Below are 24,001 nucleotides of genomic sequence, written 5' to 3'. Positions count from 1 at the left end.
ACGATCAGTCGGTCGGCGTGGGCTGTTGTTCGTTCAGCGCACGCCAGTGTTCGACAACCTGCTCCGGGGCCCAGATCTGTGGCTCCGAAGCCTGATAGTCGTCGGCTTGCTCTCGTTCGGCAACTCTCTCCTGTGCCAGCGTGAAGGCTTCCACAATATCCCTGGTCTGCTGCAGGGCCTCGGCGAACAGCGCGCGGCCGAAGTAGGTGAAGTCGCTTTCCTCTGAGCAGCCGAATGACACCCGGTCGGCGCGAGCAGCTGTAATCACGAGGGTGTTCGGGCTTTTCAGCGGTTCAATGAATCCGCCGGAATAGCAGGCGGAGATCACCACCACCTTGTCGCGTCCGGCGAGCGGCTGCAACAACGCCGCCAGATCGGCTGCGGGCAGGTCCTCCAGCGCCAGCCGCGGTTGTGTCAGTACCAGCTTATGGTCGGCCGAGCCGTGACTGGTTAGATAGATGAAGATCAGGTCCTCTGCACCGCTGCGCTCGGATAACGTGTGAATGGCGCGGGAGAGATTTTCGCGGGTCGCCAGCGGCCGATCGGTGAAGTGGTCGCGATGGTTGATCAGTGTGATCTGACCATGGGCGGCGAAGCGTTCCGCTAATAGCTTGTCGACATAACCCACTTCGCGCAGGAATACGCTCTGCTGCCCGTCTCCAGCGAGGGTCAGGCTGTAGAGCTCCGTCGCCGGGGTCGATGCCGGTACTGCCTCGAGCGCTTCGGTGAGCAGCTTCCCCTGGCGCAGCAGGCCGACCTCCAGCGGATCCGGCAGACGCCTGCCGGTGGCGTCATGGCTCAGGCGACCGGCACGCCAGATGCCGGTCTGTGTCGTGCCGTCAGCGAGGGTGAGGGTGCCCGGCCCGTCGAACCGACCCGCTCGGAAACGGCCCTTGTAACGGCTGCCGTCCGGCTGCAGCAGGTCGCCCTCGCCGTGATACTGCCAGCGCCTGAACGCTCCGCTATAGCGGGTGCCGTCGACGCCTGCATACTCGCCCTCACCGCTCAGTTCGCCGTGCTTGAAGGTGCCCTTCCAGACTGCGCCACTGGCGTCTTCATAGCGGCCCGGACCATGGAACAGGTCGTCACGGAACTGGCCTAGATAGTTCGCGCCGTCACTGCCTCGATAAGCGCCTTCGCCATTCAGACGGCCTTTGACGAAGGTGCCGCTAAACTCGCCGCTGGCATCGCTGCGGGTGCCTTCGCCGTCGGGCTGGCCATCGACGAAGCTGCCCTGATAGGTGGTGCCGTCGGCGTGCTGCAACGTGCCCGTGCCATGGTAGAGGTCGTTCTGGAATTCGCCTTCATAGCTCAGGTCCTGCTCGGTATAGCGGCCCTTGCCGTTGAGGCTGCCACGCAGGAAGCGCCCCTCGTAGATGCCGCCCGTGGCATAGGTGAAACGGCCCTGGCCGTCGAACAGCCCCTGTTTGAACTCGCCTTCGTAGTGATCGCCGTTGGCACCCTGCCAGAAGCCCTGGCCGTGCCACTGACCATCTTTGAACGAGCCGCGATAATGGCTGCCATTGGGATAGTCGATGCGCCCTTCGCCCTGCAGCAGGCCATTGACGATCTCTCCGCGGTAGCGTCCGCCGTCTGGCAGCACGGCATCGGCGGGCAGCAGCAGCTCGCCTTCACCGCAGGCGGCCAGGAGGCAAATGAACAAGAACGGGGTGAGGTGGCGCATGCGGCTATCCAGAAATGCGATGACCGCAGTATGCCGCAAACCCGACGGGGTGCGACAACGCCGCACCCCGTCGACTCAGATGACGCAGAGCGCCAGGGTTTCGGCGATATAGGCGGGCTTCTCCACGCCCTCGATTTCCATTACGGCCCGCGATTTGAGCAGCCACTGGCCCGGGTTTTTCTCGTAAGCGTCGAGCAGTGTCGCGGCCACGCGAACCCGCGAGCCGACCCTGACGGGTTGGATGAAACGCAGACTGTCGAGCCCGTAGTTGACGCCCATCTTGGTGCCTTCGGGCCTGATCATCAGGTGCTCCATCAGCATCGGCAGCAGCGACAGCGACAGGAAACCATGCGCGATGGTGCCGCCGAACGGCGTCTGTGCGGCTTTCTCAGGATCGATGTGGATGAACTGATGGTCGCCGGTGCAATCAGCGAATTGGTCGACTCGCTGTTGATCGACGGTGAACCATTCGGAGCGACCAAGCTCCTTGCCAATATAGTCCTTGAGTTCTGCAACGGGTACTTGCGGCATATATCCCTCCGGGCATTTGTTGTTTTGTTCGAATACGAGTGCGGATGGTTAGATCAGCATGCGCCTGGCGGCGAAACAACCAAGGATGATTACCGCGAATACTGGGTCATAGGCCGGACCGGCGCCTGCAGGGGTTTCATTGCAGAGAGCGGCCTATAATTGCGCTCCTTTTTTGCTGCGGAGGCTTTCATGTTGTTACGCGGGTTAACCTGGCTGGTGCTGTTTCAACTGCTCGGCACCGCGCTCAACGTGATGGTGCTGCCAATATTGCCTGGGCCGATTATCGGGTTGCTGCTGCTGTTCGTGGCACTGTTGGTTCGTGGTCAGGCGAGCGAGTCGCTACAGTTGGCGGCGCGGAGTCTGTTGCGTTACCTGCCGCTGCTGCTGGTACCGCCAGCGGTGGGAGTGATGGCCTATACCGAGGCGATCCTCGATGATTTCTGGGCCATCGTTGGGGTATTGGTGCTTTCACTGGTGGTGTCGTTGATATTCACCGGCTGGCTGATGCAACTATTGATTCGCCGTCAGCAGCGCAAGGCGGGCCGAGCATGATCGCGGTGCAGTGGCAGGCGGCCTGGGACGCGGTGATCCACCACCCGCTATTCGGCGTGGCGATCACCCTGGCAGCTTTTCAGTTGGCTTATGCGGCCTACGAAAAAACTCGCTGGGTGTATCTGCAGCCGGTGCTGGTATCGATGGTAATGGTCATCGGAATCTTGCTGGTCTGCGGACTCAGTTATGACGAATACCGCGGCAGTGCGCAAATGCTCACCGTGTTGCTCGGGCCCGCCACCGTGGCGCTGGCGGTGCCCCTGTATCTCAACCTGCGGCGGATTCGCGAGTTGTTTGGACCGATCATGCTCACGTTGCTGCTGGCTGGAACCGGCGCCACTGCGCTGGGAATGGCGCTCGCCTGGGCCTTCGGCGCCGACCAGATGATTCTGATGACGCTGGCGCCCAAGTCGGTGACCTCGCCAATCGCCATGCTGGTAGCTGAGCAGATTGGCGGCGTGGTGGCGCTGGCGGCGGTTTTCGTGATGATTACCGGCATCATCGGCGCGATCGTCGGTCCGGAACTGTTGCGCCGCTTTGGCGTTCTGCATCCTGCTGCCCGCGGCATGGCGCTGGGCCTGACCGCGCATGCCGTGGGGACCGCGCAGGCCCTGCAGGAAGGCGACGAGTGCGGTGCTTTCGCAGCGCTGGCGATGAGTCTGATGGGTGTGATGACGGCGGTGCTGCTGCCGCTGGCCGTGTTGCTGTTGTCGTAAGGAGCTTGAATGAAACTGCCGTTGTTTCCGCTCGATACCGTGTTGTTTCCCGGTTGCACACTCGATCTGCAGATTTTCGAGGCACGCTATCTCGATATGGTCAGCAGCTGCATGAAGGCGGGGCATGGCTTTGGTGTGGTGCGCATTGTCGAAGGCAGCGAGGTGGGGCTGGCGGCCCGCGAATATGCCCCGATCGGTTGCGAGGCGCTGATCCGCGACTGGCAGCAGCGCCCCAATGGTTTGCTGGGCATCCGCGTCGAGGGCGGGCGGCGCTTCGATGTGCTCTCGGCCGAAGTGCAACGTGATCAGCTGACGGTCGCCGAGGTCAACTGGCGAGATGAGGGTGACGACAGGCCGCTGGGCGACGAATACGCCGACCTGGCGATTCTGCTCGAGGCCCTGGGTCAGCACCCGATGGTCGAAACCCTGGGCATGGGCGGCGCGGCGCAGGGGCAGCGTTCGCTGGCGCATCAGCTGGCGTATCTGTTGCCCTTTCAGCCGGAGCAGAAGGTTGAGTTGCTGCAGCTGGACGATCCGCAGCAGCAGCTCCAGCGCATCCAGCGTTGGCTGGAGCAATTGCAGGGAGATGCCGTCGATTAGGGCTGCCTGGCTACTGTCGCCGAGCGGTTACTGATAGCGATACAGCAGCATGGCACCCGGTAGTGCCCAGACCGCAAACGCTCCGATCAGCCCCAGGGTCGCGGGCAGAATCAGCCACCATATCCGGGGCGAGAGCGCTTGCATCGGTGTGCGCCACTGAACGATGGTCAGGCTCACGGCGCAAATGGTGGCGGCCAGCAAGGCGCCGGCAATCACATCGGTAGGCCAGTGTACGCCCAGATAAACCCGTGACAGGGCAATGGCGGTCGCTGGCAGCCCAGCCAGCAGCACCCAGGCCAGGCGCAGGCGCGGTGGTTGACCGCGCCCTGCAAGTACCCCGAGCGTGAGAAAGAAAGCGAACGCCGCCGAACTGTGACCGCTGGGGAAACTGAAGCTGTGCAAGGGGTCGAGAAGTATTTCCGGGCGGACCCGCCCAAAGGTTGCTTTCAGCGCACCATTGGCCAGCGCTGTGCCCAGCAGCGTGAGGATCGCGAAAGCGGCCGCTCGCCGCTGCTTCACCGCGATTAACAGCAGGCTCAGAAGCACCGCGGCCCATAGCTGTGTGTGGAAGTCGCCAGCGCGGGTGACCACGACCATGAATCGGTCGAATATCGGGCTGCGTTCGCCCTGGACGACTGTCATCAGGCCTTCGTCGAATTCCACGAGATGGGGCCAGCCGAAGAACAAACCGATCAGAATCGCGGCGCTGAGGCCGGCGGCCAGCGGCGTGACCCAGCGCATCTGATGCAGGCTGCTGTGCACCACGCCGCCAATCAATATCAACAGCGCGCCGAGGATGAGTCCGGCCTCCGGCCAGAATCCATCCGGCAACGGCAATCGTACGGCAGCGCCAGCCGTCCAGCCCGGCAGCAGATAGGCCATCGCCCAGCCGGCCGCGGCAATCAGGCTGACCAGGAAGAAACGCCCGAACGGCATATCGAGCATGCCGGCGGTGAGTGGCAACATGGGCCGCAGCGGACCGATGAAACGGCCCACGAGGAGGCTGGCGATGCCGTAGCGTTCGAAGTACAGCTCGGCCCGCGTCAGCCATTCCGGGTGGTCGCGCAAGCCCCGAATGCTGCGAATGTTCTGGTGATAGCGTCGCCCCAGCCCGTATGACAGTAGATCGCCGAGCAGGCCACCGGCGTAGCCCAGCAGTAATGTTTCGCCGAGACTCAGCACGCCGCTGCCGGCGAGCATGGCAATGGCGAATACCAGGACGGTGCCGGGCATTAGCAGGCCGACCACCGCTAGGCATTCCAGGCAAGCCACCAGGAACAGGCTGAGGCCCAGCCACTGGGGGTTTTCAGCGAGCCAGCCGGTGAGTGCGGTGAGCCATTCGGGCATGGGTTTTCCTTGAATCGAGACGGTTTCGACCCGGCAGTAGGTGCCTCGGTTTCAACCCTGCGCTGATAATGCCAATGCCATCGGCAGCTGGCGATGGCTTAAGTGTGGGTTCGTCCGGTCGTATGGCCGGGGTGGTTGCACCTCGGGGCCGTCGCGTTACAGCCATTCGCCCGGCGCTGCTGTGCGTGAGGCGTGCGGGTGGCTATAATCAGCCGCTTTCCCTTCAGTCAGGCTAGCCAGACCATGACCGAGTCCGTACTCGACTACATGACCCGCCTCGGTCGCGCCGCGCGCGAGGCGTCGCGCGTGCTTGCGCGAGCCACCACCGCGCAGAAGAACCGCGCGCTGCACGCCGCTGCTGCCGCGCTCGATGCCGCGCGCGAGGAGCTGGTCAGTGCTAACCAGCAAGACCTCGCTGCGGGGCGCGCGAATGGTCTGGATGAGGCTATGCTCGATCGTCTGGCGCTGACCCCGGCGCGCATTGACGACATGATCGAAGGGTTGCGCCAGGTCGCGAGCCTGCCCGATCCAATCGGCGAAATTCGTGACATGCGGTACCTACCGTCGGGTATTCAGGTCGGCAAGATGCGCGTGCCGCTGGGTGTGGTCGGGATCATCTATGAGTCGCGGCCGAACGTAACCATCGACGCGGCCAGCCTCTGTCTGAAATCAGGCAACGCCACCATCCTGCGTGGCGGCTCGGAAGCGATTCATTCGAACCAGGCGATTGCCCGCTGCATCCTGTTGGGGTTGGCCGAGGCCGATCTGCCGGCTGCCGCGGTGCAGGTCGTCGAGACCATTGATCGTGCTGCCGTCGGTGCGCTGATCACCATGCCCGACTATGTCGACGTCATCGTGCCCCGCGGTGGCAAGGGTCTGATCGAACGCATCAGCCGTGATGCCAAGGTGCCGGTGATCAAGCATCTGGACGGCATCTGTCACGTGTTCATCGATCAGGCTGCTGATGTCGGCAAGGCCATTCGCATCGCAGATAATGCCAAGACCCAGCGCTACGCGCCTTGTAACACGATGGAAACGCTGCTCGTGCACGCGTCCATCGCTGAGCGTGTCATGCCGCCGCTGACTGCGATCTATCGGGACAAGGGCGTCGAACTGCGAGGCTGCGCGCGAACCTGCGAATTACTGGGCAACGAAGTGCTAGCCGCCAGCGAAGAGGATTGGTCCACCGAGTACAACGCCCCGATCCTGTCGATTCGAATAGTCGATTCGCTGGACGATGCCATCGCGCACATCAACCGCTACGGTTCGCAGCACACTGACGCGATCGTCACGGAAAATTTCACCGATGCGCGGCGCTTCATCACCGAAGTCGACTCGGCGTCGGTGATGATCAATGCATCCACGCGTTTCGCCGATGGATTCGAGTATGGGTTGGGCGCAGAAATCGGTATTTCCACCGATAAACTGCACGCGCGCGGACCGGTGGGTCTGGAAGGGCTGACCAGCGAGAAGTATGTGGTCTTCGGCGACGGTCACGTGCGTACTTGATGAGCGCTACCCGCAGGCCACGGCGCATCGGAGTTCTCGGTGGCACCTTCGATCCGGTGCATATCGGGCATTTGCGCGGGGCGCTGGAAGTCGCCGAAACGCTGAAGCTCGATGAGGTGCGCCTGACGCCGAATTTCCGTCCGCCGCATCGCGAAACCCCGAACAGCTCCGCACAGGACCGCCTGGCTATGGTCCGGTTGGCTGTACAGGATCTGCCGCTGCTGGCGGTCGATGCGCGCGAGCTGGAACGCGACAAGCCGTCGTATACCCTCGACACGCTGGAATCGCTGCGTGAAGAGCTGGAACACGACGACCAGATCTTTCTTATCGTCGGTTGGGACGCCTTTTGCGGGCTGCCCAGCTGGCATCGCTGGGAAGAGCTGCTCGATCACTGCCATATCCTTGTCATGCAGCGGCCGGATGCCGACAGTGAGGCGCCGGAAGCGCTGCGGGACCTGCTGGCGGCACGCAGCGTGAATGACCCGCAGGCCCTTGCCGGCGGGAGCGGGCAAATCGCCTTTGTCTGGCAGGCACCTCTCGAGGTGTCGGCCACACGAATACGTCAATTTCTGGCCAGCGGCCGGTCGGTCCGTTTTCTGGTACCCGACGCCGTACTGGCTTATATCAACGCGCACGGACTGTACCGGGCGTCGAACTGAGGTTGTTTCACACTATGCAAAATGATTCTTTGGCCCAGCTGGCCGTTAGCGCCCTGGAAGACCTGAAAGGCACCGATATCACGACCATCGATGTCCGCGGCAAGACCAGCGTCACCGACTTCATGGTGATTGCCAGCGGCACCTCCAGCCGTCACGTGAAGTCGTTGGCTGAGAACGTACTCGAGAAAGTCAAGGAGCAGGGCGTCCGTCCGCTGGGCAGCGAAGGGCTGGACGGTGGCGAGTGGGCGTTGCTCGACCTGGGCGATGTGGTGGTGCATGTCATGCAGGTTCCGACTCGCCAGTTCTATGACCTCGAGCGTCTCTGGCAGGGCGCCGAGCAGAGCCGCGCGCAGCACGCAGGCGAGCAGGAATAATCGATCCATGCGGATCAAGCTGATCGCGGTGGGCTCGAAGATGCCGCGTTGGGTCGAAGACGGTTGGCATGAATATGCCAAGCGCCTGCCGTCCGAGCTGCCGCTGGAGCTGCATGAAATATCGCTTAACACGCGCGGCAAGAATGCCGACGTGACGCGGTTGATTCGCCAGGAAGGCGAGGCCATGCTGGCGAAGGTGCAGCCCGGCGAGCGGATCGTCACCCTGGAAGTGACGGGTCGCCCCTGGAGCACCGAGCAATTGGCGACCGAACTGGAGCGCTGGCGGTTGGACGCGCGCAACATCAACCTGATGGTTGGCGGGCCGGAGGGGTTGGCGCCCGAGGTCTGCGCACGTAGTGAACAACGCTGGTCGCTGTCGCCGCTGACCCTGCCACATCCGCTGGTGCGCATTCTCATCGGCGAGCAGATCTATCGCGCCTGGACGTTGCTGTCGGGTCACCCTTACCACAAGTAGTACAGCCAAGCCCAAGATGTCCCAGCCGATTCCCCTCAAGGACCATGAAAAGGACGCCCGCCTGGTGCGTCAGCGCGTGCTTGTGGGCGGCGCAATGGTGTTGCTGCTGATCGGCGTGTTGATTGCGCGTCTGTATTACCTGCAGGTTGTGCAATACCAGCACCATTCCACCCTTTCCGAGAACAACCGCGTTCATGTCCAGCCGATTCCGCCCAATCGGGGGCTGATCTTTGATCGGACCGGTAAGCTCATCGCGGATAACCGCCCTAGCTTCAGCCTGACGGTGACTCGTGAGCGCGCCGAAGATTGGCGCAAGACGTTGGATACCGTGGTCGAGGTACTGGAGCTATCCAGCGAGGAGCGCGAGCTGTTCGAGAAGCGCGTGCTGCAGGGGCGGCGGCCGTTCGAGCCGGTGCCGATCATGTACGAGTTGTCCGAGGAGCAGATTGCTCGCATCGCCGTGGATCAGTTCCGTCTGCCTGGCGTCGAGGTTGCCGCGCAGCTGGTCCGGCATTATCCGCAGGGGGAGCACTTCGCGCATTCGGTCGGCTACGTCGGCCGGATCAACGAGGCGGAAGTCAAGCAGCTCGATCCGGTCAACTACAGTGGCACCCACCACATCGGCAAGACCGGCATCGAGCGGTTCTATGAAGACGCCTTGCATGGCCAGGTCGGTTACGAGGAAGTCGAAACCAACGCTCGTGGCCGCGTGCTACGCGTGCTCAAGCGCACCGATCCGATTCCAGGCAAGGACATCACCCTGACGCTTGATCTGGAGTTGCAGGAGGCGGCCGAGGCCGCTTTGGCGGGACGCCGGGGAGCGATAGTGGCGTTGCAGCCTGCGACTGGCGAGGTGCTGGCGATGGTCAGTCAGCCGAGCTTCGATCCCAATCTGTTCGTCACTGGAATCAGTTTCAAGGCGTATGGTGAGCTGCGCGACTCGATCGATCAGCCGCTATTCAACCGCGTGCTGCGCGGTTTGTACCCGCCTGGGTCGACCATCAAGCCGATGATGGCGGTGGCCGGCCTCGACACGGGTGTCGTAACCGAAGACAGCAAGGTATTCGACCCAGGTTTCTTCCAGCTTCCGAATGTGAAGCACAAATATCGAAACTGGAACCGCGGTGGCGATGGGTGGGTGGACCTGGAAACGGCGATTCTGCGCTCCAACGACACCTACTTTTACGATCTGGCCCACAAGATGGGCATCGACCGGATGCACGAGTACATGACCCGTTTCGGCATCGGTCAGCGTGTGGCGCTGGACATGTTCGAAGAGACCGCCGGCCTAATGCCGTCGCGAGAGTGGAAGCGGGCACGTTACCGTCAGCCCTGGTATCCGGGCGAAACCGTCATCCTGGGGATCGGGCAGGGTTACATGCAGACCACGCCGCTGCAGCTAGCCCAGGCGACCGCGCTGATGGCGACGCAAGGTAAGTGGATTCGCCCGCATCTGGCGAAGAGCGTCGAGGGTGTGTCACCGGTCGATCCCGAGCCGGTGCCGGACATCCAGCTGCGCGATCCTGACTATTGGGATGCCGCAATCGATGGCATGGAAGCGGTACTGCATAGTGCGCGCGGTACGGCCAAGAAGGTCGGTGATACTTCCGTCTATCGCATTGCCGGCAAGAGCGGCACAGCCCAGGTGGTGGCCATCAAGCAGGGCGAACGGTACGACAGCGAAAAGCTTGCCGAACGGCATCGTGACCACGCGCTGTTCGTGGCCTTCGCACCCGTGCATGACCCGCAGATCGCGGTCGCGGTCATGGTGGAGAACGGCGAGTCCGGCTCCGGTGTGGCGGCCCCGGTGGCCAAACAGGTCATGGACGCCTGGCTGCTCAACGAGGCAGGTGAGCTGAAGGCCGAATATGCGCCGCCGTTGACAGCCGAAGGACCCAAGCCATGAGCGGGACATTCGACCGCACGCTCTCGACTACCGATGTGATGCGCCGTCGGGCGACGCTGCTGCAGCGTATGCATATCGATGGGATATTGCTGCTACTGCTGCTGCTATTGGCGGCCGGTAGTCTGTTTGTTCTCTACTCGGCGGGCGGCAAAAACTGGGAGCTGCTGATCAAACAGGCCACCTCTTACGGTATTGGCCTGGGTGCGATGCTCGTGATTGCCCAGCTCGAGCCCAGGTTCATGGCGCGTTGGGTCCCGCTCGGTTATCTGGCGGTGGTCGCGCTGCTGCTGGCGGTGGAATTCGTCGGCTATACGGCGATGGGCGCGACCCGCTGGATCAACATTCCCGGAGTGATTCGCTTCCAGCCGTCCGAGTTCATGAAGATCATCATGCCGATGACGATCGCCTGGTATCTCTCGGCACGGGCCCTGCCGCCCAATATCAAGCACACGGCAATCAGCCTGGCGCTGATCGTGGTGCCCTTCGTGCTGATTCTCAAACAACCGGATCTGGGCACGTCGCTGCTGGTGCTGGTTTCCGGTGCGTTCGTGTTGTTCATCGCCGGGCTGCGCTGGCGCTGGATCCTGACTGCGATAGCGGCTCTCGTCCCCATCGCTGTGGCCATGTGGTATTTCGTCCTGCATAACTATCAGAAACAGCGCGTGCTGACCTTCCTCGACCCGGAAAGCGACCCGCTAGGCACCGGCTGGAACATCATTCAATCCAAGGCGGCGATCGGTTCGGGCGGTGTATTCGGCAAGGGATGGCTGCTGGGCACCCAGTCGCACCTGGATTTTTTGCCGGAAAGCCATACGGACTTTATCATTGCGGTCCTGGCCGAAGAGTTCGGTCTGGTCGGCGTCTGCCTGCTGCTGCTGGTCTATCTTCTGCTGATCGCGCGCGGGCTGGTGATCACGGTTCAGGCGCAGACCTTGTTCGGCAAATTGCTTGCCGGCGCGCTTACGATGACGTTCTTCGTATATGTGTTTATCAATATCGGTATGGTCAGCGGGCTGCTGCCGGTCGTAGGGGTACCGCTGCCCTTTATCAGTTTTGGTGGCACTTCGTTGGTGACCCTGCTATCAGGGTTCGGGGTTTTGATGTCGATCCACACCCATCGCAAGTGGATCGCACAGGTTTGATTAGAGTGAATTTCTTGAATTCAATACGGTTTGGCTGGTTGGCACGAGCGCTCTGTGGGGCGGGTCTTTTCGGTGCGTTCAGCATGACTCCGGCGGCTTTGGCGGCGGATTACCAGGGCGAAAAGGTCGCCGAGTTCGTTCGCGAAATGACCCAGGACTACGGGTTCGCCAGTGAGCAGCTGATTGAAATGCTGGCGCAGGCGGAACGTAAACAGGCGATTCTCGACGCCATTTCGCGGCCGGCTGAGCGCGTCAAGCCATGGAAGGAATACCGTCCGATCTTTATCACCGATTCGCGCGTGGCTCAGGGGGTCGATTTCTGGCGTGAAAACGAGGCCGCGCTCGCACGCGCCGAACAGGAGTATGGCGTGCCGGCCGAGGTGATCGTCGCGATCATCGGCGTCGAGACCTTCTACGGTCGTAACACCGGGAGCTACCGCGTCATCGATGCGTTGTCGACATTGGGCTTCGATTATCCGCCGCGCCAGCCGTTCTTCCGCCAGCAGCTCAAGGAATTTCTGTTGCTGGCCCGCGAAGAGCAGGTCGATCCGCTGACGCTGACCGGTTCCTATGCCGGTGCGATGGGCCTGCCGCAATTCATGCCGAGCAGCTTTCGCGCCTATGCCGTGGATTTCGATGCCGACGGTCGTATCGATATCTGGAAGAACCCGGTCGATGCCATCGGCAGCGCCGCTAATTATTTCAAGCAGCACGGCTGGACGGCTGATGAGCCCGTCGTAGCGCGGGCGACGGTAAAGGGTAAGCGGCACAGCGAAGGACTGACCGAGGGCCTCGAGCCGGTCAAGAATGCCGCCGAGCTTCGCCAACTGGGCTGGCAATGGCAAAACGATAAGGACATGGCGGATGACACCGCCGTGACTGCCTTCCGTCTGGACGGCGCCGACGGTGACGAATACTGGGTAGGCTTGCCGAACTTCTACGTCATCACTCGCTACAACCGGAGCGTAATGTACGCCATGGCGGTGCATCAGCTTGCCGAGCAACTGGCCCAGGCGCGGGGGACCCAATGACGGTTCGTTTGCTGACGGCAGCCGCCGCCGTTGTCCTCGTGGCCGCGTGTTCGTCTTCCCCGACGCCGCAGCCGCCGGCATCTACTGTGAGCACGGGTATCAGTGGCCCCGATGATTATTCACGCCCGCACAAGGACGGCGCGCCCTGGTGGGACGTTGATGTGTCCAGCATTCCCGATGCGACGCCCACGCCACATAACGGGCCGTTCAAGGCCAATCCCTACACGGTATTAGGCAAGACCTACTATCCGATCGGTGATGGGCGCAACTATCGGGCCACCGGTACTGCGTCCTGGTACGGCACCAAATTTCATGGCCAGCCGACCGCCAACGGCGAGAAATACGATCTGTACGGCATGAGTGCGGCACACAAAACCTTGCCCCTGCCCAGTTACGTTCGGGTGACCAACATCGATAACGGCAAGACGGTAGTGCTGCGGGTCAACGACCGCGGCCCGTTCTATTCGGATCGGATCATCGATCTGTCTTTCGCTGCGGCGAAGAAGCTGGGTTACGCAGAAACCGGGACGGCGCGGGTGAAGGTCGAAGGTATCGACCCCGAGCAATGGTGGGCCGAGCGTGGTCAACCCGCACCGATGATGCTGGCCCAGCCAAAGAAGGTTGCCAGTAAACCTGCCGGTAACTCGCTAGCGCAGCCGGTCGAGCAATACACGCCGCCCCCAGCGCAGCACGCGGGCGCAACCGTGCCGGTCCAGGTCGGCGACAGTGGCAAGGCGGCCGCTGCCAAGCCTGGGGTGTTCCTGCAGGTCGGTGCGTTCGCCAATCCGGACGCTGCACAGCTGTTGCGAGACAAGCTCAGCAGCATGACCGCTGCGCCGGTATTCGTCAGTTCGGTGGTTCATCAGGATCAGATCCTGCACCGGGTGCGCCTCGGGCCGATCGACTCCCTGGATGAAGCCACGCAGCTCGAGCAGAGCGTCCGTCTCGCCAATCTGGGAACTCCACGGCGAGTACGGGGCGATTAAGGCCACGCCCTGGCCATGTATGGAAAACGACCCTGATTCAACAATTGTTTTTGCCAACACCACTTTCTGAGAGAGCAATGACTATCACCACCTTCGTGCACCGCCTGTTCCTCGTCACCGTGCTGGCCGTAGCGCCAGCCGCCTGGGCCGAGCCGATCATTCCGTCGCCACCGCAGCTGGCGGCGAAATCCTACGTTCTGATGGACGCGGCCAGCGGCAAAGTGCTGGTTGAGAATGCGGGCGATGAACGCCTGCCGCCGGCCAGTCTGACCAAGCTGATGACTGCGTACATCGCCACCCTGGAAATCCAGAAGGGCCAGATCTCCGAAAGCGACATGGTCACCGTCAGCGAAAAGGCTTGGCGTACCGGCGGTTCGCGGATGTTCATCCAGGTCAATACGCAGGTTTCGGTCGACGATCTGCTGCACGGCATCATCATCCAATCCGGCAATGACGCCAGCGTGGCCATGGCCGAGCATATTGCCGGCAGCGAAGAAGCCTTCGCTGATCTGATGAACAGCACGGCCCAACGGTTGGGCATGACCAACAGCCATTTCATGAACTCCACCGGGCTCCCACACCCGGAGCATTACTCGTCCGCGGCTGACATGGCCAAGCTGGCTCGCGCCATCATCTATGAAGATCCGGCGCATTACGGCATTTACGCGCAGAAGGAATTCTTCTGGAACAACATCAAGCAGCCCAACCGCAATCTACTGCTGTGGCGTGACAAGACGGTTGATGGGCTAAAAACCGGGCATACCGAAGAAGCTGGCTACTGCCTGGTGGCCTCGGCAGTGCGCGACGGCATGCGTTTGATCAGCGTCGTGTTCGGCACCGACAGCGAGCAGGCGCGCGCCGCCGAAACGCAGAAATTGCTGACCTACGGCTTCCGCTTCTTCGAAACCAAGACCTTCTACCAGAAGGGTGTCGAGCTGGCACAGTCGCGGGTCTGGAAAGGCCAGCAGGAGCAGATCAGCGCAGGGCTGGCGAACGACCTGACTCTGACCCTCCCGCGCGGCCAAATGGACAAGCTGCAGGCTGGCCTGACCTTCAATCCCGAGCTGACAGCGCCCATCCAGCAAGGTGATGTGATCGGCAAGGTGGAAGTCACCCTCGATGGCCAAGTACTGCAGAGCACAGACCTGATCGCGCTGCACGCCGTGGAAGAAGGTGGGTTGTTCCGCCGTCTCTGGGATAGCATTCAGCTGTTCTTCTTCAATCTCTTCAACTGATATCTCTTGAGTGCGCCCTGGTTGTTCGCCGGGCGCGCTTGCGGATCACGAGTCCGGCCATGACTGAAAGCAAAAGCGAAACACAACCACCCAAAATCGAATTCCCTTGCGAACGCTATCCGATCAAGGTGATCGGTGATGCTGGCGAGGGCTTCAGCGAGGCGGTGGTGGAGGTTATTCGGCGACATGCGCCGAGTTTTGACGAAACCACGCTGGTGACTCGGGACAGCCGCAACGGGCGCTTCCTCTCCGTGCAGGTGCTGATTACTGCAACGAGTGTCGAGCAGCTGCAGGCGATCCATATCGATTTGCGCGCCACAGGGCGCGTGCACATGGTGCTCTGATGAGTCATCGGTCAGCGGCCGTCGTTTTCGCATCCAATTTCGCTGCTTCGGGTATTCAGCAATGAGTGCCGCTATCCTCGGCATTCGCGAACTCGGACTGGTCGAATATCAGGCGGCTTGGCAGGCCATGCAGCGCTTCACCAATGCGCGCACGCCTGAAACCAATGATGAGATTTGGTTGCTGCAGCATCCGCCGGTGTTCACCCAGGGGCAGGCCGGCAAGGCCGAGCATTTGTTATTGCCCGGTGATATTCCGGTGATCCAGGCCGATCGGGGAGGGCAGGTGACCTACCATGGCCCTGGGCAACTGGTGTGTTATCTGATGCTGGACGTCAGGCGGCTGGGCATCGGCGTACGCGAATTGGTCAGTCGAATCGAGCAAAGCCTGGTCGATTTGCTGGCCAGCTACGATGTGCAGGCCTTGGCCAAACCCGACGCGCCAGGCGTCTATGTCGATGGCGCAAAGATTGCCTCACTCGGGCTGCGTATCCGCAACGGGCGCTCGTTTCATGGCCTGGCGCTCAACGTGGACATGGATCTAGAACCTTTTGGGCGGATCAACCCCTGCGGCTACGCCGGCTTAACGATGACCCAGATGGCCGATGTGATTGCTGGGCCGATAGCGTTTTCCGAGGTCAGTAACCGCCTGCGTGAACAGCTGGTCAGGCACCTCGGCTACGCGCAGCAGCAGACGCTGACGGGCGCAATAGATTGCTGAGCGGGGCGTTTGATGTGAGCGGGAGGGATGGCGAATTTAAAACGCCTGCCCCAGGCGGAGCCTAGAGTCAGGCGTTATTCGGCCCGATCAGTTCAGGTTGAGGGTCGGAATCAGGCTGCTGTCGAACGGCTGGCCCGGCACCGGTACAGGAGCAGCCAAGCCCAGGTTGTTCTTCTCGAATACCCGGTCGGCTCGGTAGCTGGAACGCACTAGCGGGCCGGCGGCGACTTCCATAAAGCCCTTTTTTAGCCCGATATCGCGGAGACGGTTGAATTCTTCCGGGCTGACCCAGCGTTTGACCGGCAGATGGTTGCGGGTCGGCTGCAGATACTGGCCGAGGGTGAGGATGTCTACACCAATGGCGCGAAGGTCATCCATGGTCTGCAGCACTTCCTCGTCACTTTCGCCCAAGCCCAGCATCAGACTGGTCTTGGTCAGCATCTCCGGACGATGACGCTTGGCGTGCTCCAGCACGCGCAGGGTCTTCTCGTAGCCGGCGCGGGGGTCGCGCACTTCATGGGTCAGGCGCTTGACCGTCTCGACGTTCTGCGCGAAGACTTCCAGGCCAGAATCCGCTACGCGTTCGATGGCTTGCAGGTCGCCGTCGAAGTCCGGCGTAAGTGCCTCCACGACCACCTGCGGGGTGCGCTCCTTGATGGCGCGCACACAGGCGGCGTAGTGTGCGGCACCGCCGTCGTCCAGGTCGTCGCGGTCCACCGATGTCAACACGATATAGCGCAGCGCCATCAGCTCCACCGACTTGGCGGTGTTCTGTGGCTCCTCCTGATCCAGCCAGCCGTTGGGATTGCCGGTGTCCACTGCGCAGAAGCGGCACGCGCGGGTGCATACCGAGCCCATCAGCATGATTGTGGCGGTACCGTTGGACCAGCATTCGCCCATGTTCGGGCAGTGAGATTCCTGGCATACGGTGCTCAGACGATGTTCGCCGACATTACGCTTGACCGCCTCGAAGCGGCTGCCGCTGGGTGCCTTGACCCTCAGCCATTTGGGCTTGGGTTCGAACACCTGGGGTTCGCTTGAGGCGCGGCGCTTTTGCCCGTCCTTGATCGCGGTGATGCCCTGAGTGGTGCGGAATTTATCGCCGCTGGAAACGGTTTTGGGCTGGGAGGTATCGGACATAGGCAAATCTGGGCTCCGCTAGAGGCTCCGTGGACGAGGCGGCGTATGGCCGCGCGAAGTTTATCACAGGCGCTGACCGTTCAGTCCGTCTGGCACCGGGTCGCGATGGTCCGTTGCCGGGGGCCATTCGCTACTGCTGGCCGATGTCTTGGGCCTCGCCGACGCGGAGCTCGCCCTCTGCATCAGGCGGCCCGCGGTTATGGCGTTAGTGATCTGCGGCTCACTGACTGCGAGCGTCACCCGCCAGCCAGGATGAGTTGTCAAAACTGCGGGACCCGCCTGCCAAGTGGGCGGCTCGGGGAAGAGCCATGCTCGCTAAGGTTCTGCCCGCAGCCGTCCCAGCAATTCCTGCGTCGGATGGCCGTCGGCCGGCCAGCCGAGCTGTTGCTGGAAGCTGCGGATGGCGTTGCGGGTATTGGCGCCGATGATGCCGTCTGCAGCGCCTGGGTCGAAGCCCTGGTTCAACAGGCGCTCCTGCAGCTCGAGGCGCTCGGAGCGGCTCAGCGGCTGCTCGCCCTGTGGCCAGCTTGCCCGAACCTTGCCGGCGCCGTCGAAGCGTTCGGATAACAGGCCTATCGCCAGCGCGTAGGAAGAAGAATTGTTGTAGCGCAAAATCGCCCGGAAGTTATCCAGGACCAAAAACGCGGGGCCGCGATAACCGGCGGGAAGCAGCAGGCTCGCCGATGCTTCATCCGTGCCCGCTGGCAGCCCGTTCAGGCCGAGCTTGCGCCACTCCGCCAATGGCTTGCGGATGCTGCTATCGGCCAGCGCATAGTCGAATCCTTCCGGCAGGCTGACTTCAAAGCCCCATGGCTGACCGGCTTTCCAGCCAGAGGCCTGCAAGTAATGCGCAGCGGAGGCCAGGGCATCAGCCGAACTGTTCCAGATATCCCGACGGCCGTCCCCGTCGAAATCCACTGCATGGGTGTTATAGGTAGTCGGAATGAACTGCGTCTGCCCCATCGCGCCGGCCCAGGAGCCACGCAGCTGACCGGCGGCGACATCGCCGTGCTCGAGGATTTCCAGCGCTGCCAGCAACTGACTTTTGGCGAAGCCCGGGCGCCGGCCTTCATGTGCCAATGTGGCGAGCGAGCGAATCACGTCCTTGTCGCCCATGATCTGTCCGAAGCTGCTTTCGAGGCCCCAAATCGCCACCAGAGTATCGCGATCGACTCCATAGCGCGCTTCGATGCCATCCAGCGTCGCGCTATGTTGATCGAGCAAGCGCCGGCCACCATCGACCCGCCGTTGCGAAAGGGCACCGTCCAGGTACTGCCAGACCGGGCGGGTAAACTCAGGCTGGCTGCGATCGGCAGTGATGATGCTCGGATCAGGGGTGACCCCCGCGAAGGCACGGTCGAAAACCTGCGCCGAGATTCCGGTCTGAAGGGCTTCGTTGCGAAACGCCTCGCGCCATTCGGCGAAGCTTTGCTGTTCCGGCTCGGCTTGGGTCGGCTCGTCCGGTTTGACCTCGGTAGTGATCGTCGTCGGCTGACTGGGGGCAGCCTGTATGACCGGCGTGACGGGCTCGGCGGCGCAAGCGACCACGATGCTTAGGGCTGACCCGGCAATCAGGGTACGCAGCAGCAGTATGGGAATGAAGGTGTAAAGCATGCACCACTCTCGGCAAGTCATCGGCAGGTGACATTATCACGCTTTGGATAGCGTGGCTTTTCAAGCCGCCAGAAGGACCGAAGCCTCCCAGTTGGTGGACTGGGAGGCTTCACGGCGGTAGCTGCCTTTGCCTTTCTTTGGCTGTTCCTGGCGGCTGCGAAACAGGGGTTGCGCCACCAGAGTCTTGGCCTTGTTCGGCCGCTTTCGTTGCTTGCTCATCACTTACCCTCTTGATTGCCTCTAACCGGGCGAGGGTATCATAGATACTGTACAAAAAATGTCCAGAGCCATAGTTCGACGGTGAGCTTCAACTAAACGTGTAAAAGCTGGGCAGTATCGAAGCGGCAGCTCCGGCATCGATCCGCTCACTACAGCCGGACTCTTCGGCCACTCAATTGAAGGCAGAGATCGGTTAGTCCGACCCAAGGATCACCCTCGGCCTGCCCCTTGATCTGCTCGTCGATGCGCTGTGCATCCATCAGCAGGCGCTGCCAGCCTGCCGCATCGTGGCGCTGCAGCGCCTTGCTGACCAGCGGTTTACGTTTGTCCCATACTGGCGGGCGGGCCTGGCTGAAGGCGCGGTCGAGCGGCACGCCCTGGCTGTACTGCTGAGCGATATTGGCCAGTTGGCGAACCTCGCGAGCCACGGCCCAGAGGATGACGGGCGCTTCGACGCCTTCGCCGCGCAGGCCGGTCAGCATCTGCAGGATGTGCTCCGGCTGACCCAGCAGCGCAGCGTCGATGAGGCCGAAGACATCATAGCGAGCGCTGTCGGCGACGGCGGCCTGCACGGTTTCGGCAGTCACCTGGCCACCTTCGGCAAGGAGTTTGAGTTTTTCGATTTCCTGCGCGGCGGCGAGCAGGTTGCCCTCGACGCGTGCCGCGATCAGCTCCACGGCGTCTTGGTCAGCCGCCAGCCCGGCCTGGGACAGGCGTTGGCGGACCCATTGCGGCAACTGCTGCGCATCCACCGGCCAGATTTGCAGGAATTGCACCTGCTTGCCATCGATCAGCGCCTTGGCCCATTTGGTCTTTTGCGTATTGCCGTCGAGCTTGGGCAGGCTGACCAGCAGGACGGTGTCCTCGGCCGGGCGCGCCAGATAGTCGATCAGCGCCGCGGCCCCCTTGTCACCGGGTTTGCCGTTGGGGATGCGCAACTCCAGCAGGCGCTTTTCGGCGAATAGCGAGAGGCTGGCCCCGGCTTCGATGAGTTGGCCCCAGTCGAAACCGGTTTCGACGTTGAGCACCTGGCGCTCGCTGAAGTCCTGCTGCCGACAGGCACTGCGAATTGCATCGCAGGCTTCCTGACAGAGCAGGTGCTCGTCGCCGCTGACGACATAAACCGGCGCGAGCGGAGCTTGCAGGTGCTTGGCGAGTTGGGCTGGGGAAAGCTTCATGAGGTTCGGAGGACGGCAGCCACTGCGGTGGCTGCCCTTCATCACTGAATGGGTAGTTCGATGGGCGACTGCAGTGGACGTTGGCTCTGCTCGCGCATCTGCGCTTCGATGGCCTCGGCTTCAGCGCGCTGCCTGGCTTCGGCAGTCTGCTGCAGTTGATCGAGCTGTGCTGGGGTGATGCCGCGGATCCGCATGCTCAGCTGCTGCAACAGTTCGCGGCGCATTTCCTGGCGCAACTGACCAGCTTCCTGGTCGGAGCCGATGAGGTTGCTGCTGTCGTGCACATAGACTTTCTGTACCTCGACGCTATCCTCCAGCAACACGGTGTTCTGCGGGCCGCGGAATTCATAATCGAGCACACTGGTCAGCTCGTATTCGGCACTGCGCGCCGAGGTTGTATAGCTGGCGGTGCGCTGGCGGTTCTGTTCGCGAACCAGGTCGAGGGTGTAGCGCGCCCCCGGGTAGACGCGGACGCCGTTGTCCTTGAGCAATTCCTCGAGCTGCTTGGCAGTCTCGCCATAGCTGTTGCGCGCCTGCAGGTTGATTTCCTCGAGGGCGAAGCTGGTTTCGCCCGTGCCGCGTAGCTGAAAACCACAGGCGCTCAGCAGCAGGGCCAGGCCGGCCACCACGAGATTGCGTTTGATCATCTTGTTATCCCCTTGCCAGCCTTGGCGCGCGGCGCCGAGGCGAATCAGTTAGCGACGATATTGACCAGTTTGCCGGGCACTACGATGACCTTGCGAATCGTCAGTCCCTCAGTGAAGCGCACCACGTTTTCGTTGGCGCGTGCACAGGCTTCGACTTCTTCGCGCGAGGCGCTGGCCGATACTTCAATCTGCCCTCGCAGCTTGCCGTTGACCTGTACCACCAGGGTCAGGTTGTCCTGAACCAGTGCCGTCTCATCCACGGTGGGCCAAGGAGCATCAATGATCGCGCCGTCATGACCCAGGTTGCTCCAGAGTTCGTGACAGATATGCGGAGTGATCGGTGCCAGTAGCAGGGCTACGGTTTCCAGGCCTTCCTGGAGCAGGGCGCGGTCTTGTTCGCTGATTGTCGCGGCCTTCTCCAGCACGTTCATCAGCGTCATGACCTGGGCGATGGCCGTGTTGAATTTGTGGTGCTGGCCGACGTCCTGGCTGGCCTGCTTGATGGCTAGGTGGATCGCGCGGCGTACGGCTTTCTGCTGGTCATCGAGGCTGGCGAGGTCCAGCTTGCCGGTCGCGCCGGCGCTGACATGGGCATGAGCCAGGCGCCAGACGCGTCGCAGGAAGCGGCTCGCACCCTCGACGCCGGAATCGGACCATTCCAGGCTCATGTCCGGCGGTGAGGCGAACATCATGAACAGGCGGCAGGTGTCGGCACCGTATGCATCGATCATCGCTTGCGGGTCGACGCCGTTGTTCTTCGACTTGGACATCTTCTCGGTGCCGCCGATTTCCACCGACAGGCCATCGCTGGCGAGCTTGGCGCCAATCACCTTGGCTTTGGCATCACGCTCGACGATTACGTCCGCTGGGTTGAACCAGTCCTTGCCGCCGTTTTCCAGGGTGCGGTAGTAGGTGTCGGCAATGACCATGCCCTGGGTTAGCAGGTTCTTGAATGGCTCGTTAGAGCTGACCAGTCCTTCGTCACGCATCAGCTTGTGGAAGAAGCGGGCGTAGAGCAGATGCAGAATCGCGTGCTCGATGCCGCCGATGTACTGGTCCACCGGTAGCCAATGATTGGCAGCCGCTGGGTCGACCATGCCCTGGTCGTAATGCGGCGAGGCGTAGCGGGCAAAGTACCAGGACGACTCGACGAAGGTGTCCATGGTGTCGGTTTCGCGCCGGGCTGCGGCGCCGCACTTGGGGCAGCTGCAGTCATAGAATTCCGGCATACGGGCCAGCGGCGAGCCGGCGCCGTCAGGAACGACATCTTCGGGCAGCACCACCGGCAGCTGATCTTCCGGCACCGGCACGTCGCCACAGGCATCGCAGTGAATGATCGGGATCGGGCAACCCCAGTAGCGCTGCCGGCTGATGCCCCAGTCGCGCAGGCGGAACTGGGTACGCGCCTGGCCGAGCCCCTTGTTTTGCAAGGCTACTTCCATGGCGTCGAAGGCGCGTCGAAATCCAGGCCGTCGAATTCAGCGGAGTTGATCAGTTCGCCGTGTTCGCCATAGGCGTCGGTCCATGGCGCGGGTGTCCCGTCGCCGGCGCTGGTGCGCACCACCGGCTTGATCGGCAGGTCGTACTTGGTGGCGAAAGCGAAATCCCGTTCATCATGGGCAGGCACTGCCATCACAGCGCCTTCGCCGTAATTCATCAGCACGTAGTTGGCGACCCATACCGGCAGCAACTCGCCGGTCAGTGGATGCTGGACGCGCAGGGCGGTGGGCAGGCCTTTCTTTTCCTGGGTGGCGATGTCAGCTTCGGCCACGCCGCCACGTTTGCACTCGTCGATGAAGGCCTGCAGTTCGGGATCGTTCTGGGCCGCCAGGGTGGCCAGCGGATGTTCGGCCGCCACCGCAACATAGGTGGCGCCCATTAGCGTATCGGGACGGGTGGTGAAGACCTTCATCACGCCTTCGCTGCCGATGCTGGCTATGTCGTAAGGGAAGCTGATCTCCATGCCGCGCGACTTGCCGATCCAGTTGCGCTGCATGGTCTTGACCTGCTCGGGCCAGCCATCCAGTTCGTCCAGGCTCTGCAGTAGCTCATCCGCGTAAGCGGTGATCTTGAAGTAGTACATGGGGATTTCGCGCTTTTCGATCAGCGCGCCGGAACGCCAGCCGCGGCCATCGATGACCTGCTCGTTGGCCAGCACGGTCTGGTCGACCGGGTCCCAGTTGACGGTGCCGTTCTTGCGGTAGATCACGCCCTTCTCGTACAGACGAGTGAACAGCCACTGCTCCCAACGGTAGTAGTCGGGCTTGCAGGTAGTGACTTCGCGCGTCCAGTCGACCGCCAGGCCCAGGCTTTTCAGCTGGGTACGCATGTAGTCGATGTTTTCGTAGGTCCACTTGGCCGGCGCGACCTTGTTCTTCATCGCGGCGTTTTCCGCCGGCATGCCGAACGCGTCCCAGCCCATGGGCTGCAGGACGTTCTTGCCCTGCATGCGCTGATAGCGGGCAATCACGTCGCCGATGGTGTAATTGCGCACGTGGCCCATGTGCAGCTTGCCGCTGGGGTAGGGGAACATCGACAGGCAATAGAAGGTGTCCTTGCCTGGCTGTTCGCTTACTTCAAAGGATTTCTGCGTGTCCCAGTGGGACTGCGCGGCGGCTTCGATTTCGCGGGGCTGATACTGTTCGTACATGGCTACTGGCGTTGGATAGAGGCTGGCTGTTCGCGAGGCGGCGAAGGCTGCGGAAATACCGGGCTGAGGCCTGGCGAAGACGGCGGCGCTACGGGCGGATGCGAACGCATGGAAGCGCCGTAGCATACATGACCCCCAGCGACCGAGGGAAACCTGATTTACCTGCGCGGCGCGGCCCCGTTGGTCGCGGGCGGCGTTGTCGTTCGAGTCTGAGCTACGCTTGGAGAGGGGGCGGGACGAACGAAGAGGTGAATCATGGCTAAAGAACGCCAGGCAGATGAGGGCAACCTGTACGGACGCGTGCTGCAGCGGCTGACAGTGGCTCTGGAAGAGGCGGAACGAACCGCAGATGGCAATGGCGCGGCTATGGGCGAGCTCGAGGTCGGCGGCTTGACTCCCGCTGAGTTCGACCTGATCCGCGCCTATCTTCAACAGGATTCGCAGTGGCTGTCAGGCTGGCACGCGGCCGCTGAAGAGCAGGCTCAGCTGGTTCGTCAGGCGACGCGCCCAGCGCTGCGCAACGTACTGCGCCATCATCCGGGAAAGCGCAACAAACAGGCGCCCCTGTCGCTCCAGCAGGCGATGAACTGTGCGCTCTGTGGCGCCAGCGTGACTTGGCCCGAGGGCGCGGGTCCCGTCGCCTGCTCGGCTTGCGGCTCTCAGCTGCTCCGTGCCAGGCAGCGGTTGCATACCTACCCAAAGCACTGAAGGCGTTCTGGCAGCCGACAAGCCGTTGCTTCGGCG

Annotated in this window: 23 protein-coding genes and 1 pseudogene; 15 read left to right on the top strand and 9 right to left on the bottom strand. The window is 62.2% G+C overall.

Annotated elements, in window-relative coordinates:
- Positions 1-4: 4 nt before the first annotated feature.
- The gene (locus tag DQ405_RS11400; RefSeq protein ID WP_168424329.1) at positions 5-1,684 is read right to left on the bottom strand and encodes a C13 family peptidase; all 1,680 of its coding nucleotides are present in this window, start codon (positions 1,682-1,684) and stop codon (positions 5-7) included.
- Positions 1,685-1,759: 75 nt separating this feature from the next.
- Entirely contained in the window at positions 1,760-2,215 is a 456-nt protein-coding gene (locus DQ405_RS11395) for a MaoC family dehydratase (protein ID WP_168424328.1), read from the bottom strand.
- Positions 2,216-2,404: 189 nt separating this feature from the next.
- Here DQ405_RS11395 and DQ405_RS11390 point away from each other — a divergent pair, with 189 nt between their 5' ends.
- Genes DQ405_RS11390 through DQ405_RS11380 form a run of 3 tightly spaced genes read left to right on the top strand, consistent with a single transcriptional unit; the run spans position 2,405 to position 4,083 of the window.
- Positions 2,405-2,767 (top strand): CidA/LrgA family protein, encoded by a 363-nt coding sequence (locus DQ405_RS11390; protein WP_168424327.1) that lies wholly within the window; start codon positions 2,405-2,407, stop codon positions 2,765-2,767.
- Positions 2,764-3,483: an LrgB family protein gene (locus DQ405_RS11385; RefSeq protein WP_168424326.1), complete on the top strand. Its 720-nt coding sequence runs from the start codon at positions 2,764-2,766 to the stop codon at positions 3,481-3,483. Before DQ405_RS11390 ends, DQ405_RS11385 begins: the two co-directional genes overlap by 4 nt.
- Before the next feature lie 9 nt (positions 3,484-3,492).
- Entirely contained in the window at positions 3,493-4,083 is a 591-nt protein-coding gene (locus DQ405_RS11380) for an LON peptidase substrate-binding domain-containing protein (RefSeq protein WP_168424325.1), read from the top strand.
- A gap of 27 nt (positions 4,084-4,110) precedes the next feature.
- Here the strand turns inward: DQ405_RS11380 and DQ405_RS11375 are convergent, their stop codons facing one another.
- Positions 4,111-5,430, bottom strand: a complete 1,320-nt coding sequence (locus tag DQ405_RS11375) for a bifunctional DedA family/phosphatase PAP2 family protein (RefSeq protein ID WP_168424324.1) — start codon at positions 5,428-5,430, stop codon at positions 4,111-4,113.
- A gap of 243 nt (positions 5,431-5,673) precedes the next feature.
- Between DQ405_RS11375 and DQ405_RS11370 the strand changes: the two genes are divergently transcribed.
- From DQ405_RS11370 to lipB, 11 genes are all read left to right on the top strand, one after another.
- Positions 5,674-6,939, top strand: a complete 1,266-nt coding sequence (locus DQ405_RS11370; RefSeq protein WP_168424412.1) for a glutamate-5-semialdehyde dehydrogenase — start codon at positions 5,674-5,676, stop codon at positions 6,937-6,939.
- On the top strand, positions 6,939-7,598 hold the full coding sequence (gene nadD / locus DQ405_RS11365) for a nicotinate-nucleotide adenylyltransferase (RefSeq protein ID WP_168424323.1): 660 nt from the start codon (positions 6,939-6,941) through the stop codon (positions 7,596-7,598). The genes DQ405_RS11370 and nadD overlap by 1 nt, the downstream gene beginning before the upstream one ends.
- Before the next feature lie 14 nt (positions 7,599-7,612).
- Positions 7,613-7,972, top strand: a complete 360-nt coding sequence (gene rsfS, locus DQ405_RS11360) for a ribosome silencing factor (RefSeq protein ID WP_045424039.1) — start codon at positions 7,613-7,615, stop codon at positions 7,970-7,972.
- A 7-nt stretch (positions 7,973-7,979) separates the two neighbouring features.
- Positions 7,980-8,447 (top strand): 23S rRNA (pseudouridine(1915)-N(3))-methyltransferase RlmH, encoded by a 468-nt coding sequence (gene rlmH, locus DQ405_RS11355; RefSeq protein ID WP_168424322.1) that lies wholly within the window; start codon positions 7,980-7,982, stop codon positions 8,445-8,447.
- Between the two features lie 16 nt (positions 8,448-8,463).
- Complete coding sequence (mrdA, locus tag DQ405_RS11350) at positions 8,464-10,353, top strand: penicillin-binding protein 2 (RefSeq protein ID WP_168424321.1); 1,890 nt, start codon at positions 8,464-8,466, stop codon at positions 10,351-10,353.
- Between the two features lie 38 nt (positions 10,354-10,391).
- Positions 10,392-11,495 carry a rod shape-determining protein RodA gene (gene rodA / locus DQ405_RS11345; protein ID WP_174824669.1) on the top strand — a complete coding sequence of 368 codons (1,104 nt, stop codon included), beginning with the start codon at positions 10,392-10,394 and terminating at the stop codon, positions 11,493-11,495.
- 83 nt (positions 11,496-11,578) lie between these two features.
- Positions 11,579-12,526, top strand: coding sequence for a lytic murein transglycosylase B (gene mltB / locus DQ405_RS11340; RefSeq protein ID WP_168424319.1), 948 nt, complete (start codon positions 11,579-11,581; stop codon positions 12,524-12,526).
- Positions 12,523-13,512, top strand: coding sequence for a septal ring lytic transglycosylase RlpA family protein (locus DQ405_RS11335; protein ID WP_168424318.1), 990 nt, complete (start codon positions 12,523-12,525; stop codon positions 13,510-13,512). Before mltB ends, DQ405_RS11335 begins: the two co-directional genes overlap by 4 nt.
- Positions 13,513-13,589: 77 nt before the next feature.
- Positions 13,590-14,747, top strand: coding sequence for a D-alanyl-D-alanine carboxypeptidase family protein (locus tag DQ405_RS11330; protein ID WP_168424317.1), 1,158 nt, complete (start codon positions 13,590-13,592; stop codon positions 14,745-14,747).
- A gap of 59 nt (positions 14,748-14,806) precedes the next feature.
- Positions 14,807-15,091 carry a DUF493 domain-containing protein gene (locus tag DQ405_RS11325; RefSeq protein WP_168424316.1) on the top strand — a complete coding sequence of 95 codons (285 nt, stop codon included), beginning with the start codon at positions 14,807-14,809 and terminating at the stop codon, positions 15,089-15,091.
- Between the two features lie 61 nt (positions 15,092-15,152).
- Entirely contained in the window at positions 15,153-15,809 is a 657-nt protein-coding gene (lipB, locus tag DQ405_RS11320) for a lipoyl(octanoyl) transferase LipB (RefSeq protein ID WP_168424315.1), read from the top strand.
- Between the two features lie 87 nt (positions 15,810-15,896).
- Here lipB and lipA read toward each other — a convergent pair whose 3' ends face one another.
- The 6 genes and pseudogenes from lipA to leuS all read right to left on the bottom strand — a co-directional run bounded on the left by lipA (position 15,897) and on the right by leuS (position 23,257).
- Positions 15,897-16,949: a lipoyl synthase gene (gene lipA / locus DQ405_RS11315; RefSeq protein WP_168424314.1), complete on the bottom strand. Its 1,053-nt coding sequence runs from the start codon at positions 16,947-16,949 to the stop codon at positions 15,897-15,899.
- Positions 16,950-17,264: 315 nt separating this feature from the next.
- Positions 17,265-18,563, bottom strand: coding sequence for a lytic murein transglycosylase (locus DQ405_RS11310; RefSeq protein WP_168424313.1), 1,299 nt, complete (start codon positions 18,561-18,563; stop codon positions 17,265-17,267).
- Positions 18,564-18,623: 60 nt separating this feature from the next.
- On the bottom strand, positions 18,624-18,782 hold the full coding sequence (gene arfA / locus DQ405_RS11305) for an alternative ribosome rescue factor ArfA (protein ID WP_158186233.1): 159 nt from the start codon (positions 18,780-18,782) through the stop codon (positions 18,624-18,626).
- Positions 18,783-18,931: 149 nt separating this feature from the next.
- On the bottom strand, positions 18,932-19,960 hold the full coding sequence (gene holA / locus DQ405_RS11300; RefSeq protein ID WP_168424312.1) for a DNA polymerase III subunit delta: 1,029 nt from the start codon (positions 19,958-19,960) through the stop codon (positions 18,932-18,934).
- 41 nt (positions 19,961-20,001) lie between these two features.
- Entirely contained in the window at positions 20,002-20,607 is a 606-nt protein-coding gene (locus DQ405_RS11295) for an LPS-assembly lipoprotein LptE (RefSeq protein ID WP_168424311.1), read from the bottom strand.
- 44 nt (positions 20,608-20,651) lie between these two features.
- Positions 20,652-23,257: pseudogene (gene leuS, locus DQ405_RS11290) on the bottom strand (leucine--tRNA ligase).
- A 255-nt stretch (positions 23,258-23,512) separates the two neighbouring features.
- Between leuS and DQ405_RS11285 the strand changes: the two are divergent.
- Positions 23,513-23,965: a hypothetical protein gene (locus tag DQ405_RS11285; protein ID WP_174824668.1), complete on the top strand. Its 453-nt coding sequence runs from the start codon at positions 23,513-23,515 to the stop codon at positions 23,963-23,965.
- The last annotated feature ends 36 nt before the right edge of the window (positions 23,966-24,001 follow it).

The organism is Pseudomonas sp. SST3 (genome assembly GCF_003325755.1).
Note: the sequence above shows the minus strand (reverse complement) of the source record. Positions and strands in the feature narration are given on the sequence as shown.